Below are 16,944 nucleotides of genomic sequence, written 5' to 3'. Positions count from 1 at the left end.
ACGGTAGACCGCAACGAGGTGCCCGGACATAATGGCGGCCGCTGTTTGCCTGCCAATAATTCCCGCCTGCATCGATCGCCTGACGCATCAGTGATCGGTCAGTACTCAAGTCATATCAGCTCAATCATTTCCTTGTAAAACCAGTCTGGTGTTCACCGGCCTGGCGCTTCGCTATTGGAGTTCAAATGCTGTTACCCATTCTGTTGTTGTCGGCTGCCGGCTTTACGGTACTGACGACCGAGTTCGTCATCGTTGGCCTGTTGCCCGGTATTGCCCGGGACCTTGAGGTCAGCATCCCTCAAGCGGGTTTGCTGGTGACTTTGTTCGCGTTCACGGTGGCCTGCCTCGGCCCATTCCTGACCGCCTATTTCGCGCGCTTCGAGCGCAAGAAACTGTTCGTAACGGTCATGGTGCTGTTTGCGCTCGCCAATACCCTTGCGGCACTGAGCCCCAATATCGTCGTGATGGGCATCGCCCGGCTGATACCCGCGCTCGGTTTGCCGGTGTTCTGGGCATTGGCCAGCGAGACAGCGGTTGATCTGGTCGGGCCTGAGCACGCCGGTCGTGCGATGGCGAAGATCACTTTCGGCATCGTCTGCGCCACGGTGTTTGGCATTCCGGTGGGGACGCTGGTCGCGGACGCCGTGGGCTGGCGCATGGCGTTTGGCATGCTCGCGGTGCTGGCGCTGGCAAAAGCGCTGCTGCTGTGGGTGTATCTGCCGAGCATTCGCGTAACCCGGCAGGACGCTTCGCTTCGCGAGCAAATGCGCGTTCTGCGCAGCCCCGTATTGCAAGGCCATGTGTTGTTGTCGGTGCTGGTGTTCTCCGGAATGTTCACGGCCTACACCTATCTGGCGGACATCCTTGAACGGCTGGCTGGCTTCAACGGCACCGTGGTGGGCTGGTGCCTGATGGCCTTTGGTGCGGTAGGCCTGATCGGCAATTCACTGGGTGGGCGCGCGGTAGACAAGCATCCGCTAATGGCGTCGATTGTCTTCTGCGCGTTCATGGTGGCGGGCATGGTTGCGTTGATCCCGAGCATCCATTCACCGGTTTTTCTGGCCATGGCGCTGGCGACCTGGGGGATTACGCAGGCGGCACTGTTCCTGGTCAGCCATGTGCGAGTCATGAAAGCTGCGGAGGGCGCGACAGCCTTTGGCGCTTCACTGAATATTTCAGGTGCCAATCTGGGGATTGGTCTGGGAGCTATCGTGGGCGGCCGAATGATCGATTCGTATGGGCTACAGAGCCTGGGTTATGCGGCAGCATGCTTTGTCGGGCTTTCCATTCTGCTTGCTGTCCTGTTGATGGGACGGCCCGTTTCCGAGCCATTGCCAGAGTAGGTACCTTACGTGCTGAACCCTTGGTCGGCGCGTCGCCGATATCGAGCGGCGGTGATAGCTCCCGAGCACGCCCGCCGCTAGAATCGCCGCCTCAATGGGCTTGGCCACTGTTGCTGGCCAGGCATTGTCTGTTTGGGGAATGTAATGGCGGTAGCCCGCGCGACGTTTACTGAAGGGCGCATAGCACGCCATATTCTGGTCATGAGCAGCACGAGTGCTCTGAGTTTGTTCGCGGTGTTTCTGGTGGACATATTGACGCTCGTCTATGTCTCCATGCTGCACCAGCCCTTGCTGCTGGCAGCCGTCGGCATTGCCAAGGTGCTGATCTTCCTCAACAGTGCGCTGGCCAATGGGCTGATTCTTTCGGCTGCGACGGTACTGTCCGAACGAATCGGTCATCGCGCAAGCCAGGCAGTTTCACGTTTCACCACCAGCCTGATCCTGATGGTGCTGATCGTCTGTGGTCTGTCAGCGGTCTTGCAATTGGTGCTGATCGTTCCGATCACTCATTTGCTGGGTGCCGATGCTGCGACCTATGAGGCCGCACGGGTCTTTATCTGGCTGACATTGCCGTTCAGCGTGCTGCAGTCCGCCATGCAGATGTCGGCGCAAATCCTGCGTACTGCCGGGGACAGTCGCCGTGCATTGTGGGTCGTGCTTTCAGGTGCCGTTACGTTGGCGGTTGCCGATCCGCTGCTGATATTTGTATTGGGCCTGGGGCTGGAGGGGGCCGGCATTTCCTACGCGTTGTCGGCACTCGTTTCTGCCAGTCTGGGGCTGTACTGGGTGCGTCGCCATGTCGGGATGAGGGTGTCAGTCAGGCCAAAACTGCTGCACATGCACGTCAAACGCACGTTCCGGGTGGCCTTGCCTGCAATGGTTGGCAATTTGGCGACGCCCGTAGGGTTGGCGTATCTTGTATCGTCTGTGGCTACTTTTGGCACATCAGCGTTAGCGGCGATGGCAGTCCTTGATCGGGTCCTGCAGTTTTCCTACTGCGCTTTTTTTGCGTTGCCGAGTGCCTTGGCACCGGTTCTCGGACAGAATATCGGCGCTCACCTCGATAAGCGTGCCAGCGCGGCAATCGTCTTTTCGCGCAGGCTTGTCGTTGTTTACGGGCTGTTTGTCTGGGGTTTGCTGGTGCTTTCCTGCGGTACCATCGCCGATTTCTACGGCCTTGAAGGCGAAGGCCGAGCACTGTTTCTGGCCTTTTGTCAGTTGGGTGGTGGTTTGTGGGTCCTCATTGGTCTGGATTTCGTCTCGATTTCGGTGTTCGTGACCATGCAGCGGCCTTGGTTTGTGGCGATGTTCGCCTGGCTCAGGTCCACGGCAGGGACCGTGCCGTTCGTGTTTGTCGGCATGCATGTGTTCGGCAGTAGCGGATTAATGCCGGGCATGTTTGCCGGTAACGCGCTGATTGCAGTGATCTCGACCGCTGTTGCGTCCATCACCGCAACGCGTTTTTTTGAACGACGGATCCAGCCCGCGAGCGCCGGGATAATTTGAATGAAGCAGTTATCGGATTTTTATGTCAGTTGACGAATCAGGGAATGAATCAGGCGAAGAGCTCGCGCCAAAGCGTCGCCGGGCTCCCAAGGGAGAGATGCGCAGGGCGGCGCTGCTCGACGCGGCGACAGTGATCTTTGCCCGGGATGGCTATACCAGTGCATCGATGCGCGATGTTGCGACGCTTGCCGGTATCACGACCGTAGGCCTGTTACATCACTTTCCCAATAAAGAGGCGTTGCTGGCTGCACTGCTGGATCGCAGGGATCAACGGGTGACTTCAAGGTTTCACGAGCTGACGACCGAACTCACCGTGCAGGGCTTCCTCAAGTTTCTGAGGCTGAGCATGGGGTTCAGTGTTGAAGACGCTGCCGAATGTCAGGCGTCCCTGGTGATGAATACCGAAAGCCTTTCCCATGCACATCCGGCATGGTCCTGGCACAAAGACAGATTTCACCTTACCCACCAGCATGCTCGCAGCCATTTGAACGCGTTGAAAGAGGCGGGGGAAATTCGTGCCGATATCGACGTGAAAGCCATGGCTCAGGAGATTTTCTCGGTCATGGACGGCTTGCAGATTCAGTGGCTGAGATGCCCGGAAGAAGTGGATGTCATGGCGGTGTTCGACATCTATTTACGGCGTCTCGGGAAGGACATTCAGGCTCATCCTTGAGCCTGAATGCTGACGCTTAGTAGGCCTGTGTGGCGTTCACCTGCACGGCTTTGCGCAGTGGCAGTGGCAGCGGGTTACTGTCGCGGGTGGTCAGGTGTTCCGGGAACAGCGTGGTCAAGGTGCGATTCAGGGTCAGATTTTCCGAATCCGAACCGACGAGAATCTTGAACTTGCCAGCGTCCACGTCCCAGCTTGCAGTCTTGTCTACATAGTAGGCCAGGGAGCGTGAATCGATCGGGATGCTGACGGTTTTGCTTTCGCCGGGTTGCAGATACACCTTGGTAAAGCCCTTGAGTTCCTTCTCAGGACGATCAACGGCCGGTTTCACCGGTTGCACATACAACTGCGCGACTTCGAAGCCCGCCTTGTTACCAGTGTTGGTCAGGGTGAATTTCACGTCGATGGTTGCGCCGGGGCTCAGCACGTTGGTCGACAGTTTCAGGTCGCTGTAGCCGAAAGTGGTGTACGACAGACCGTAGCCGAACGGGTAAAGCGGTTTGGCGTGTTTCTTGTCATAACCGCGATAGCCCATGTACAGACCTTCGCTGTAGGTCATTTCGGCCAGCGGATTGCTGCCACGGTAAGCCGCCGGGTCCGGATAGGACGCATAGCTTGGGTTATCTTCGATTTTCTTGTCGATGGTGATCGGCAGTTTGCCCGAAGGGTTGACCTTGCCGTACAGAATCTCTGCCAGTGCCTGACCGCCTTGTTGGCCCGGGAACCAGGCTTGCAAGGTGGCGCCGACTTTGTTCGCCCAAGGCTGCATGTCAGCAACGCCGCCGCCGTGCATGACCTCGATGGTGTTCGGGTTGGCGCGGGTCACGAAACTGATCAGCTCAGCCTGTTGATCGGGCAGCTCGAAGCCATGGTCAGAGCCTTCGCCTTCATGCTCGTAATTGGAGCCTGTGGCCACCACGACCGCATCGTATTTCGACAGGTCCTTGGGTGGACGCAGGGACGCCCAGCTCATCTGTACCCCGGTAATCCCGCCCAATGCCGGGATGAAATTACCCTGCACGCGCTGGTATTCAAGCTTCACGGTGTAGGGTTTGCCAGCGACCAGCGCCGGAGTTTTGCCAGAGGTGGTCATGGCGTTTACCACGTCTGCGGAGTACGGCACGCCGTCGCTCTGCAACACCAACTCATCGTTGACCCACAGTTTGTACGGGCCGTCTGCGCGGACTTTGAACACGTGTGCGCCGGACACCGTTGGCTTGATCGTCGCGGTGAATCTGGCCGAGAAAGCACCTGCCGTCGGGCTGAAACCAGACACAGCCGTAGTGCCCGCGTTGGTTTCGTTGGTGCCGGTGGTCCAGTTGAGGTTCACGCCTGGCTCGACGCGAGTCACGCTCGGGCTGCCGGACAAGCTGGTGTTGGAGAAGTACTCAGCCTTGACGCCGGAATTGCTGATGCCTTTGTCATTGGTTGCCGGTTGATACCAGGCCGACGATTTCGGGTTCAGGCTCAGTTCCGGCAGATAGGTAACGTTCGAGCTGCTCGACGCCAGTTGCTGCAAACCGCTCAGTTCGGTCACGTAGCTGTTGGGCGGTGAGTTGGCGGTGCCGAATGGCGATGCCGGGGCCTCGTGCGCCCAGTCACCGATCACTGCGATTTTGGCAGTCTTGGCAAGTGGCAGCAGCGGCTTACCATCAGTGGTGTTTTCGTTGCGCAGCAGCACGATGGATTCGCGAGCCGTGTTCAGCGCCGCACGCGCGCCATACTCGGGATGGTCCAGCGTCCTGGCAGTGTTGAGGTTCTCCTGGAAGTCATAGCTGACGATGGCGCGCAGGTTGCGTTTGACCTTGTCATCGATAACGTTCTGGGTGAGCTGGCCACTCCAGAGATACGGCAGCAGGTTGGCTTCGGTAAATTGCAGGCCCGACGGCATGTCGATATCGGTACCGGCCCAAGCGCCTTTGAACGCATCGTGAATGGCGTTGAAGTCGCTGATCACAGTGCCCTGATAACCCCATTCACCTTTGAGCACTTCAGTGATCAGGTGATGGTTTTCACAGGCGTAGTCGCCGTTGACTTTGTTGAAGCCGCACATGATCGACGCAACGTTAGCGTTTTTCACCATCGACTCGAAGCCTGGCAGATACAGCTCGCGCAGGGTGCGTTCGTCAGCGATAACGTTGACTGCCTGGCGATTGGCTTCCTGTTCGTTGGCCAGGTAATGCTTGCCACTGGCCTGAATGCCCTGAACCTGAATCGCATTGACCACGGCCGGTGCAAGCACGGCACCGAGGAATGGATCCTCACCACTCATGTACTCGGCGGAGCGACCGTTGTAGGGAGTCCGATAGAGGTTGACGCCCGGCGAGAGCATTTGCTGGCCGCCCGAGATACGGGTTTCGTAGGCAATGGCCAGGCCGAACTCCTTGGCGCGATTGATGCTCCAGGTCGCAGCGAGCGCGGACTGGGAAGGGTACTGCGCACCGAATGTCGCGTTGTTGACGTGCACACCCATGGAGGAGTCGTAGGCCGTGGTGCCTTTGATGCCCCACTTGAGCAGCGGCGGGATCATGTGTCCGTCGTTGACCCGGGTAAAGTTGATCTTTTCGGACTGGCTCATGTTGTCCAGGATTGAACTGACACGGGCTTCGACTTCATTGCCGGTGGCTGGCGTGACGGCGGCCAGGGCCAGGTTGGCCTGCAGGACGCTGAAGGTCAGCAGGCTCAGGCTCAGGGTGTGTTTGAAGGCTGACACGGCAAGCGTCCTTTTGGCGGATGCAATCGGCTGAGGGTTGGGCTGGTTCATGGACGTTGCGCCTGGGCCGGGGCGTCATCGGTCACCACCGGTGCGTCGAGCACGGTGGAAGGGCCTTTAGCCGTGGATGTGCTGACGTTGGCAGCGCCAGTCAACTGATCACGGCTGGCCTCTACCTGCACACGAATCTGCTCGGCGGACGTGGCAGCGTTCGTCGCAGAAGTTGAGTCTGTCGCCAGGGCAGACAAACTTTGCGCGCAGAGTAATACAGCGCTAATTACAGACAGCAAGGGTCGACTCATCGATTGCATCTCGATTGATGGTTTAGAGGAAAAAGAAAGGACTGTGGGCGCAAGGCTAAATGCGCCGAACGTTAAGTCAGGTTCGAGTAATAAAAGTTCAGTGGCGAAGAAGGATATTTGTAAGCGCGGCTTTATTAAATGATGGCACATGGCCTGAGAGAGTTTTTTAGCGGTTTAAGCAGGGTTGGGTTTGGAGGTTTTTTAGATTTTGTGCCTATCTTGGGTGAATTATTGCTAATAAATCTATGATTTCGGGTGCAAGATCCATGATAAATCACAATTTTAGATTATTATTGTTTTCTTATAAACCTAACTGTCGTTAGGTTTAGTGTTCTGGTAAGCTGTTCGTCGTGCTTGAAGTGGGCGATATTATGCGAGGTTTAATAGTCGGTTACTTAATCGCTATAAGGCTTTTTGTTGGGTGCCTAATAAGAAGATTTATTATTGGTTTTGACCTGTTTGAGAATAGCAGTGACTGACGCTGTTTCAGTGTTTGGTTTAATCGAGCTTATATGAAGCGAGTGCTGGAGGGTGTTGGCTCATTAGTGGGCTAGTGGTTTAAGTATCGTCTTTTCCTTTTTAACGATGTCATCATTTATGCAGTTACTTCCCGCCGATACGCTCCACCCAGCGACTGCTGAGAGGAAATACGCGATCGATCTCGCCGTCCTGAAAACCGTCCAGCAACTCAATCATGTCCAGTCCAGAAAACTGACCTTTGGCCAGATCTACATGCAGATGCTGCGCACGCGCACGCGCATTCCACCGATTGCTCAGTGCGTAGACGCGGTTGATGCGTTGGTGAGGGAGGGGCTGTTGGTGTCAGAACGGATACTGGATGAGGATCCTGCGTTCCCCTACACCCAGCACATCATCAGCGGGCTGACCGAGATTGGAGCAGCCTCTCTGAGAGGGGAGTGCTAGCGACGCCCGGTGTTGCTCAACATGGCGTGCAGCTTGTTTCGCAAATCGAACTCGTTGAATGGCTTCTGGACCACAGCCGAACCGTTCAGACCCAGAACGTCGGTGTCGGCATAGCCTGTGACAAAGAGCACCGGCAGGGCTGGATGGTTCTTATGAATCAGGCTGGCGAGCTCACCACCGGTCATGCCCGGCATTGCGAAGTCAGTCAGCACCAGATCAATGTCCTGATCCAGCAAGGTCAGCGCCTGTGCGCCGTCTTTTGCCTGTATGACCTTGTAGTCCATGGACTCAAGCATTTGTACCGTCACGGCCCTGACTTCCGGGTCGTCGTCCACAAGCAGGATCGTGTGCGCGCCCCCCACCTCAGACGGGGCCTGAGCCGATGTCTGTTCATCCGGCAGTGTCACCGGCTTGTCGACGCTGGGCAGATAGACCATGACTTTGGTGCCGACCCCCAACTCGCTTTCAATCATCACGCCGCCGCCCGATTGCTTGGCGAAGCCGAATACCTGAGCCAGGCCGAGGCCCGAGCCCTTACCCACGTCTTTGGTGGTGTAAAACGGTTCGAACGCCCGAAGCAGGGTCTCGGGGCTCATGCCGCTGCCTGAGTCACGGATAGCCAACACCACATATTTGCCCGGCTCCGGGTCCTCGGGGCGTATGGCAGGCCGGGTGACGTGTTCATTGAACGTCGAAAAGCATAGCGAGCCGCCCATGGCCATGGCGTCTCGCGCATTGATCGCCAGGTTGAGGATGATCATCTCGGTCTGGGTCGGGTCGCCCATGGCATACCAGAGGTCATTGGCCAGATCGGTTTCGATCCAGATACTGCCACCCAGTGCGCGGCCGAGCAGGGTGCCCATGCCGCGAATGGTGTCATTGAGATTGATAGCGGTTGGCTGCAGGCGCTGGCGGCGGGAGAAAGACAGCAGTTGAGCCGTGAGCTTGGCCCCGCGTTCGCCTGCGTCCTTGACGTTCTGCAAGCGTTTGGCGGTCTTGTCCAGTGTGCCGCGCTCGATGTCCCTGATCGCAAAGGTAGTGCTGGTCAGGATCACGGTCAGCAGGTTGTTGAAGTCATGAGCCACGCCAGCGGTTAGCTGACCCACGACTTCCAGGCGCTGCATCTGCTGCAGGTCCGCTTCGATCCGCTCCCGTTCGCTGATTTGCGCCCGCAGCCTCTGATTAGCCGCGGCCAGTTCATCAATGACTGCGCGCTCCTCGGTAATGTCGCGTACAGCGGCATACATCAGCCCGTCCTCGGGCACGATGGTCCAGGACAACCAGCGGTAGTCACCGGATTTGTGCTTCATGCGGTTGACGAAGCGGGTAGAGATATTGCCTTGGGCAATGCTCTCCATTTCGTGGAGTGTCGTGCGGAAATCGTCCGGGTGGATCAGTTCCCATAAGCGCATCTGGCTGATTTGCTCATGCGACCAGCCCAGCGTCGCCTCCCAGGCCGGATTGAAAGAGATAGGCGTCATGTCCAGTTGCAGCACGGCCAGCAGTTCTCTGGACAGCTCCCAGATTCGATCGCGCTCGCGTGTGCGCTGCTCGATACGTGCCCCCAACACTTCGTTCAGCTCGACCAGTTCCCGGGTCGCCTGCTTGCGTTCACTGATGTCCTGCATGACGCCAGTGATGCGCACGCATCTGCCGTCTTCGAACACCGAGCGGCCGCTGGAGAACAGCCAGCGTGAACGGCCGTTGGGCATCAGTGCCCGGTATTCGATCTGGTAGTCAGACTCCCGGGCAATAGCGGCGTTGATTTTCGACTCCAGCAGCGCGCGATCTTCCGGATGGCATCGAGCGAGCAGGAACGACAAGTCCACCGGGGTGTGGGGCAAGATTTCGTACAACGTGTTGCAGCGTTCATCCCAGAGCATCCGGCCGGTGGCGGGCTGGATTTCCCAGACGCCCATCAGTGCGGCTTCAATGGCGAGACGCGCCCTTACCTCAACGTCTTGCAGCGCGGTTTCCGCAGCCCGGCGCTGGGTGCGTTCGCGGACTTCCGACACCGCACGCCTGACGGCTTTGGGCAGCATCTTGAAGTTTTGCTTGAGGACGTAATCAACAGCCCCCAGGCGCATCATTTCCACGGCCTGTTGCTCGCCGAAAATGCCTGAGAGAAATATGAAGGGTGTTTCAGGTGCCAGCTGTTGGGCGATTTTCAGAACATCTGCGCCGGATGACCCCGGCAGCAGAAAATCACACAGAACTACATCGAACACCTCTTGAGTGAGCGCCTGTGCGGCACCCTGGTGATTGTGTACCAGGGTGGAGTCAACTTTGATGCCACTGGCCTCCAAGGACAAAAGGGTCAATTCCGCATCCTGCGGACTGTCTTCAATAAGGAGGAGCTTCAATTCTTTGAGTGGCATTAAGTCTGACTGCGCTTAATCAAATTGGGATCAGGAGCTAGGACGACGCTGAGCTCTGACCGAACCAGGTGGTGGTTCGTTCAGCACTGCCCAGAAAATTCCCAGGTCGGAGATGGCGCTGACGAACTCCTTGAACTCGACAGGCTTGACGACGTACGCATTGACGCCCAGTTGATAGGCGCGTGACAGGTCCAGTTCTTCACGGGAGGAGGTCAGCATGACCACCGGGATGCTGCGTAAATCTTCTGACTGGCGAATCGCGTCGAGTACCTGTAACCCGTCGACCTTGGGCAGTTTCAGGTCCAGCAGCAGGACTGCTGGATTGCCGCCAGTGCGCTCTGCATAAGCATTGCGGCGAAACAGGTAGTCGAGCGCTTCCGCGCCGTCGCGCAGCACAATCACTTCGTTGGCCAACTGGCTGCGTTCGAGTGCGACCAGGGTCAGCTCCAGATCGTTGGGGTTGTCTTCAACCAGTAAGATGGGTTTGAGCATTTTTTTTCCTTCGTACTCAGACGGCTGGGATCAGGGTTTTGTAGGGCAGGGTGAAGGAGAACGTAGCGCCTTGATTGAGGACGCCTTGCGCGTGAACGGTGCCGCCATGGCGCTCGATGATCCGCCGGACATTGGCCAGGCCAATGCCGGTGCCTTCGAACTCCTCCATCCGGTGCAGACGCTGGAATACGCCGAACAGCTTGTCGGCGTATTGCATATCGAAGCCAACACCGTTATCCCTGACGCTGACGACAACGCCTTGAGGTTCCTGAACCGCAGTGACTTCAATGACAGCAATGGTTTCATTGCGGGTATATTTGATTGCGTTGGCGAGCAGGTTACGCATCGCCAGATGTAAAAAAGCCGGGTCGGCAATAATGATAGGCAATTCGCCCACCACCCACTCGATTGTCCGGCCTTCGTAGTCTGGCAGCATTTCTCGCCGGATCCATTCGACCATGGCTGTCAGATTGACCTCTGACTGACGCATGGCGGATCGTCCCATCTGCGAAAAACTCAGCAGGTTGTCCACCAGGGTGCCGGCGAACTTCGCCGAATCACCGATGGTGCCCAGAAAGCGTTGGCCGCGTTCAGACAGGTTTCCTTGTTCCATATCCTTGAGCAGCTCTGCATAACCGGCAATATGCCGCAGTGGGGCGCGCAGGTCGTGGGAGACGCTATAGGAAAACGCTTCCAGCTCTTTGTTGCTGCGCTTGAGTTCAGTGGCCAGTTGCGCCATTTCCTCGGCCTTGCGCAGCACGATGCCCAGCACTGCAAGGCGCAATTCGCCAACACCTTCCAGTTCGGTTTCTTCCCAGGCAGCGGAATACCCTTCGACGGTCTGCTTCCACAATTCAAAGCTTTGACGAGGGCTCAGGGAGCCGTTTGGATCAATGGCTTTTTCCGGTTTGCCGGCCCAGTGAACCACTCGGGTCTGCTCGGGTTTGAACCAGATAAGGTAGTTGGAGTGCAGTTCTGAAATGGACACCGCCAGCACGCCACTCACTGCCCGGGCAAGGCCGGGTATTTGCGCGACGTCGACGCTGACGTTGTTGGTCTGGAAGGTATCGGGGCCACCGCGCTCCGCGAGCCATGCAGCCAATGCGCGAACGGAGCGCTCAGGCGGCGTCTGGCCGAACAGTTCGCATTCTTCATCCGAAACCACCGCGGCACCGCAGGCACCCACGAAGCGGATAAACGTTTCGGGAAGGGATTTGAGGCCCTTGAACACGCTGTCATGGTCGGCCATTGCCGCCAGCATGTGCACGATGTCTTTGCGCAGCCCCAGCATTCGATGGTTACGCAGATGAGCTTCTTTGGTTTCAACCTGCAACGACAGGACACGCCCCAGCAATTCGCAGGCCGAACGGGTCTGGAAACTGACAGGATGCGGTGCAGCGTTATGGCAGGAGATCAGGCCCCACAATTGGCCATCGACCACAATCGAGATGGACATGGAGGCGCCGGTGCCCATGTTGCGCATGTACTGCAAGTGCACCGGGGAAACGCTGCGCAGCGTCGCGTAGCTCAGGTCGAGCGGGCGCTGTGTTTTGGGATTGATGCCAGGCGTGATCACTGACGGGGTGTAATTGGCATCCGCAATGATCCGGATGCGATTCAGGCAATACAATTCGCGCGCTTGCGCAGGAATGTCCGATGCCGGAAAGCACAGCCCCAGATAACGTGGATATCCGGCGTCTGCCAGCTCGGCGTTGACCACGCCATTGCCGTCCTTGTCGAAACGGTAAGCATTGACCCGACCGAATCCGGTAATGCGCTTGATAAAACGCACCGATCGTTCACACAGCTCGTCAACGCTTTCTTCCTCACGCATCTGACTGATGAACGCGCGAACCAGTGGGTACAACTGTCCGTGAGCCGTGGCGGTGTCACCGGCCGGTTCGAACTCGGCAATCAGCACACCGTCGTTGCGGTGCAGCATCATTGCCACCGCTTGACCCGCACGATCGCCTTTGAGGAACGTGACGTCACCGACGTGGAAAGGCTGCGCCTCATCTTCGTCCAGCTCACCTAACTGGCCAACAAATGCGGTGCCATCTTTAACGAGGGAATCGAGGTCGCTGCCCAGCAGCTGGGCTGCATCCACATTCAACCACTGGGCAATGTTCTCGCTGATCTGGACAATCGTCATCGCGGGTTCGTCAATAACGATCAGAAACCCTTGTGGCTGAATGCTGCCCGGCGTGCGAATAGGCTCGCGAGCACAGTTATCGATGGCCGCCTGCAGAGATGCGTGAGTGTCGGTAGCGGTCAAAATTTTCCCCTCTTGAAGGTTTCAGAGACGGTTGGCACAGACTCAGGTGATGAGCTGAAGAACGCCGGGTTGCATTCGCCTCAAAAAATCCGATGACACAGTATCAAATTATTGACATCCATACTGTGGCTGTTGATGTGTCGTCGGACGATTGGGGAGCATTTTCAACAAGGTTGTACTGCTCCTTACCTTCACGGCCACCTGTTTCGCACGCATAACCGCATTGATCAGAGGGGCTCTTTGCCTGGAGGGGGACTTGCACACGCTGGCGTGTCGGCAACTTCTTCCATTGCCTCACGCAGCATGCGTTGTACTTCGACGGCATCGCGAGCAGCGTAAACCCGGCCGCCGGTGTTTTCGGCGATACAGTTGGACAGATTTCCGTCACTGATGTTGACCAGATTGACCCGCAATCTCGGCTGTTGGCTGGCAATACGCGCGGAGGCTTCGCAAGCGTTCTTGTCGCAACCATCTTCACCGTCGACAAACATCACCACGACGGCATCCTTGAAGCGCCCGTCGACCTTGCTTGCGGCCTGGATGAGGCTCGCGGTCAACGGTGTGCCATCGTCTGCGTCGAGTTGGTTAACCCCGGTAATCAGTTGTTGCCTGGCATTGGGCGCGAACAGGCCATGATCAACTGTCCGCTCACAGCCCTGAAAAGTGATCAGGCGGGTATCAATGTCAGGGTGCAGGTGGTCAACCATTGCTCCAAACGCTTGTTTGGCAACCGTCAGTCGAGTGGGTTCGGCAAGCAGGCGTGCTTTTCTGGGATTGCTGTCCGGTAGCTTGCTGGACATCTTGTTCATCCAGGCTTCGTCTTCTGCGGAGGTATTGATGTTCAGATTCATGGAGCCGGATGTGTCCAGTACAACCACGAAATCAGGCGCAGTTGCACCTGCTTCACAGGCATAGCTGCTTACCTGAGCCGGACGGATCAAGTGCCACAATCCGCCGCGCCAGGTCCACAGAAGCCACAGCAGTAACAACAGTAAAGGCAGCGCGAGTAGCCAGAAAGGCATGCGCAACCACCAACGTCGTGAATGCGGCCTGGCAGTGGGCAGGGCCGTTTGCTTATGCGCAGCGGGAGCCGGAGCGGCAGGCGTTGCAGGAAGTGGCAGGCCCCAGCGAATAATGACGGGCTCTTCGTTCAGGCTATAAAGGTTATCCAGATCCGGAGCGCCGATCATGCTGCTTAGGGCCTGGGCGTCCTCGCCTTTACCGCGCAACTGCAATTCATCCACCAGAAGTCTGATGGCCTGTTGGCGTTGGGTGTAGCGTGCGATCAATGCCTGCTGTGCCGTGGCGTTCAGGTTACGGTATTGCAGCGGTTGACCTCCGAGCTCCGACCACCACTGCACTATGTCTTCACCTCCTGTACGCGGGATAGCGTAAAGGCTGGCAACGCTGGGAGGGAAATAATGGTGCAGCAGTTCGACCTTGCTTTCCAACGCACGCAACAGCGCCGGTGGATAGGGAGTGGCGTCGCGGGAGATGCGTTGCATGGCACAGGTCCGGAATCAAACGAGGCCCCGAAGGGCCTCCAGGAAGGGAGTTACTCGTAGCCGAGGCTTAGTTGCAGCCGAGAAACTTTTTGCTGCAGGGCTTTCAGTTCTTGCTTACGTGCCTCGATAACCGCCGGATCAGTACTGGCGGTGGCCTGCTTTTTGGCGGCCATCTGTTTCTCAAGGTCGGCGATCTGTTGTTGAACCTGCGTCTTGTTGGCATGACGGGTCTTGAGCTGGCCCAGTAGCTTGCTCATCGACGCGTCCAGCGTGGCCTGCTGCCGCTGTTGCTCGGCAAGGCTTTTACTGGCGACTTTCTGTTGGTCTTGCAAGGCGTTGTAAACGTCGTGGAATGCCGCGTTTTCTGCGCGGGCGTCCGTTAGCGACTGTTCCCGCTGGCGGATCTGTTCGCTGTAGCCGCCCGAGTGATCGCAGTTCATTTTTGCGATCAGGCTGGCTTCGGCATTGTTTGAGTCGCAGCTACCCGGCGGAGTGGCACAGCCACTCAACAGCAGCAGCCCCGAACTGACGACAAGTGCTCGAATAATCATTTTCATTTCAACCCAGAGTGATGGCTTGACGCTGGCTGTACAGACCGTCTACTTCTTTCTGCAAGGACGCGACTTTATTGTTCATTTTAGTGATTTCGTTATCGATCTCGGTCACTTGCTTGCCACCACCATTAACGCGCTCCAGATTGGCGGTTTTCTGATATTCGTTAACTTTGTCACGCATGCCGCTCAGGTCTTTTTTCATCTGCGCAAGATTGCTGTCGACGCTGGCGATTTCCTGCTGTGCCTTGGCTTTATCCACGGTTTTGCTTTTGATCGATTTCTGGATGTCTGCGATGCGCTCTTTGTCGTCGTTGATCACTTGCTGAAGGGTGGCGGTGCGCTGAGCGACTTTTTCGGTGTCCGCTTTCACTTCGTCATTCATCAGTTGCAGGCGTTGAGTGGTGTCGGAGTACTTGGCGCGACGGTAGTCGTAGTAATAGTTGGCGCCCATGGCCACGCCGCAGGCAGCGATACCGGCTACTACCATGCATTTCACTTTGTCGTTAGGGCTGGTCACGGCACAAGCCAGAACGCCAACACCTGCGGCACCCGCACATGCAGTGAGGCCGGAGGTGGAAAAGAATGACGCATCGGCGCTTTTGGTCAGCCGTGGGTCGGGTGCTGTGCTGGAGTTATCGAGCATGCTGCTACCGATGCCGTTGGTGCCGCAGCCTGCCAACACCAGGCTGACAGAGAGCAGCAGGCCGAGCATGACCTTGGGCAGATAATTACGTACTTGTTCCATACTGAAGCTCCTTGAAGTAAGCGTGACGTCGAGTTACTGGACTGCTTTGCAGCGGCCGAGCCAGGCATCGGTGTCGATTTTTTGGGTTTTAAGAAATGCCTGCTGATTGACCCAGTGGGTCTGCAAGTAGGGCTTGAGCTCTTTGAGCTGTTCGTTGCGCGTGATGATTTCGCTTATGACCGGTATTTGCCTGGCCAACAGCGGCTCGCCGTAGAGTGTTGCGGAGTCCACGAGGCTACTTGCGTAGTAACGGCTGAGTTTGTGCAGTCGATCGCGCTGCTCGTCGAGCTTGCCTTTGCGCATAGGGCAACTGCTGTCCTGGTCAGTTGCCGAGCAATTGAGCTCGTAATTCTTCTGCAGGAAGTCCAGGTATTTGCCGTCGTCGAGCATCTTGGTGCAGAGGAATGCGCCAAGGTTGAGACTTGCGCGGATCGCCTGATCGCGAGTCTCTTCCTGCTGCTGGTTACTGGCACGTAGCTGGTTTTCCAGGGTCTTGAGTTTTTCTTTCAACACCTCGTCTTCGACGCCAGAGGCCAGTGTTCCCAGTGCCTGTGCTGTGTTTTTTTCGTCCTGACTGGTGTCGCCGTTGCCGGTTCCCAGTTTTTTCCAGCTGCTTTCGATGCTGGCAACGCGTTCGCGAGAGGTGAGCGTGCTGGACACCAGGGAGAATCTCACGCCTGTGGTTTTGCTGGTCGCAGCGTCTTTGGCTTCGTAGTAGTTGCGTTCCTTGCGCAAGGCGCTGCGCAGCTCACCTTGAGCGGTCCGATAGTCACCGCCACGGACCACATAGCCTCCAGCCTGGCCATGCTGGCGATCCAGTTTGTTCAGGCGAAACGGCTCAAACATCATTTCATCGACGTTGCCAAGCATGTCGTGCAAGCCCAGCGGGTTGGGTTTGAGCAGTCCGGTCAGTTGCAGTTGACCATTGGAGGACTGGGCTCCGGCAAACCATTCATAGGCATTCAGCCCATCCGGCATCGGGTAGCGCAGGTCGCGGAACTCCGCGGTGCTGACATTCAGCCCGCCGCGTGCAGCAAATTCCCACTCAACTTCTGTCGGCAAGCGGACAAAGCCCGCCACGCCGTCTTCTTTGGGCAACTTGTCCGCTGCGTTCTGGCGCAACCACAGGTTGTACTTGTCGGCCGCTGCCATTGCCTGCATCCAGCTCAGCGAAACGGCTGGCAATCGTTGCTTGTTCGATGCCGTAGGGCACTCGGCCTGTGTCAGCGCACGATATTGCAGGTCGCTCATCTCATATTTGGCGAGCAGGTAATAACGCGACTTGGCGGTTTTTTCGGCAGTGAAGCTACCGGCAATGAACGCTGGATGGGTCTGTTCGACATAGCCCCATTCGTTGTTGTCACCGCCAATATTGATGGGGTAGTCGTCCAGTGGGCCGGCAAGCGGGATAAACACCTTGCGAAACACCATGGCGCCGTCGCAGGGCATCGGCAGCACCACGTCGTCAGCGTCTGGCATCGGGTTGTAGAACTTCTCTTCCCAGGCGGCTGATGCCTGAAGGCTGGCCAGGGTCAGG

The 16,944-nt window shown here is 57.3% G+C and carries 13 protein-coding genes; 4 read left to right on the top strand and 9 right to left on the bottom strand.

What is annotated here, in order from left to right; genetic code table 11:
• Positions 1-185 precede the first annotated feature (185 nt).
• The 3 genes from EE949_RS07250 (at position 186) to EE949_RS07240 (ending at position 3,522) form a co-directional block, all read left to right on the top strand.
• The gene (locus tag EE949_RS07250) at positions 186-1,343 is read left to right on the top strand and encodes an MFS transporter (protein WP_122663652.1); all 1,158 of its coding nucleotides are present in this window, start codon (positions 186-188) and stop codon (positions 1,341-1,343) included.
• Positions 1,344-1,487: 144 nt separating this feature from the next.
• Positions 1,488-2,849 carry an MATE family efflux transporter gene (locus EE949_RS07245; protein WP_122663651.1) on the top strand — a complete coding sequence of 454 codons (1,362 nt, stop codon included), beginning with the start codon at positions 1,488-1,490 and terminating at the stop codon, positions 2,847-2,849.
• 22 nt (positions 2,850-2,871) lie between these two features.
• Positions 2,872-3,522 (top strand): TetR/AcrR family transcriptional regulator, encoded by a 651-nt coding sequence (locus EE949_RS07240; protein ID WP_122663650.1) that lies wholly within the window; start codon positions 2,872-2,874, stop codon positions 3,520-3,522.
• 16 nt (positions 3,523-3,538) lie between these two features.
• Here the strand turns inward: EE949_RS07240 and EE949_RS07235 are convergent, their stop codons facing one another.
• Entirely contained in the window at positions 3,539-6,283 is a 2,745-nt protein-coding gene (locus EE949_RS07235; RefSeq protein WP_205504708.1) for a beta-glucosidase, read from the bottom strand.
• Complete coding sequence (locus EE949_RS07230) at positions 6,280-6,522, bottom strand: hypothetical protein (protein WP_122663649.1); 243 nt, start codon at positions 6,520-6,522, stop codon at positions 6,280-6,282. Before EE949_RS07230 ends, EE949_RS07235 begins: the two co-directional genes overlap by 4 nt.
• A gap of 609 nt (positions 6,523-7,131) precedes the next feature.
• On the opposite strand from EE949_RS07230, the gene EE949_RS07225 reads away from it, so the two are divergent.
• Positions 7,132-7,458, top strand: coding sequence for a hypothetical protein (locus EE949_RS07225; RefSeq protein WP_122663648.1), 327 nt, complete (start codon positions 7,132-7,134; stop codon positions 7,456-7,458).
• Here EE949_RS07225 and EE949_RS07220 read toward each other — a convergent pair.
• The 7 genes from EE949_RS07220 to EE949_RS07190 all read right to left on the bottom strand — a co-directional run bounded on the left by EE949_RS07220 (position 7,455) and on the right by EE949_RS07190 (position 16,943).
• Positions 7,455-9,836, bottom strand: a complete 2,382-nt coding sequence (locus EE949_RS07220) for a hybrid sensor histidine kinase/response regulator (RefSeq protein ID WP_122663647.1) — start codon at positions 9,834-9,836, stop codon at positions 7,455-7,457. The two genes, EE949_RS07225 and EE949_RS07220, sit on opposite strands and share 4 nt — an antisense overlap.
• 30 nt (positions 9,837-9,866) lie before the next feature.
• Positions 9,867-10,328: a response regulator gene (locus tag EE949_RS07215; RefSeq protein WP_122663646.1), complete on the bottom strand. Its 462-nt coding sequence runs from the start codon at positions 10,326-10,328 to the stop codon at positions 9,867-9,869.
• A gap of 16 nt (positions 10,329-10,344) precedes the next feature.
• On the bottom strand, positions 10,345-12,603 hold the full coding sequence (locus EE949_RS07210) for an ATP-binding protein (RefSeq protein WP_122663645.1): 2,259 nt from the start codon (positions 12,601-12,603) through the stop codon (positions 10,345-10,347).
• 227 nt (positions 12,604-12,830) lie between these two features.
• Positions 12,831-14,108: a vWA domain-containing protein gene (locus EE949_RS07205; RefSeq protein WP_122663644.1), complete on the bottom strand. Its 1,278-nt coding sequence runs from the start codon at positions 14,106-14,108 to the stop codon at positions 12,831-12,833.
• 50 nt (positions 14,109-14,158) lie between these two features.
• Positions 14,159-14,659, bottom strand: coding sequence for a hypothetical protein (locus EE949_RS07200; RefSeq protein ID WP_122663643.1), 501 nt, complete (start codon positions 14,657-14,659; stop codon positions 14,159-14,161).
• Positions 14,660-14,666: 7 nt separating this feature from the next.
• Positions 14,667-15,407 (bottom strand): hypothetical protein, encoded by a 741-nt coding sequence (locus EE949_RS07195; RefSeq protein WP_122663642.1) that lies wholly within the window; start codon positions 15,405-15,407, stop codon positions 14,667-14,669.
• Between the two features lie 33 nt (positions 15,408-15,440).
• Positions 15,441-16,943: an SUMF1/EgtB/PvdO family nonheme iron enzyme gene (locus tag EE949_RS07190; RefSeq protein WP_122663746.1), complete on the bottom strand. Its 1,503-nt coding sequence runs from the start codon at positions 16,941-16,943 to the stop codon at positions 15,441-15,443.
• Position 16,944: the final 1 nt, after the last annotated feature.

It is taken from the genome of Pseudomonas viridiflava (genome assembly GCF_900602065.1).
Taxonomy (GTDB): Bacteria; Pseudomonadota; Gammaproteobacteria; order Pseudomonadales; family Pseudomonadaceae; genus Aquipseudomonas.
The sequence above is the reverse complement of the archived record's forward strand: the minus strand, read 5'-3'. Positions and strand labels throughout refer to the sequence as shown.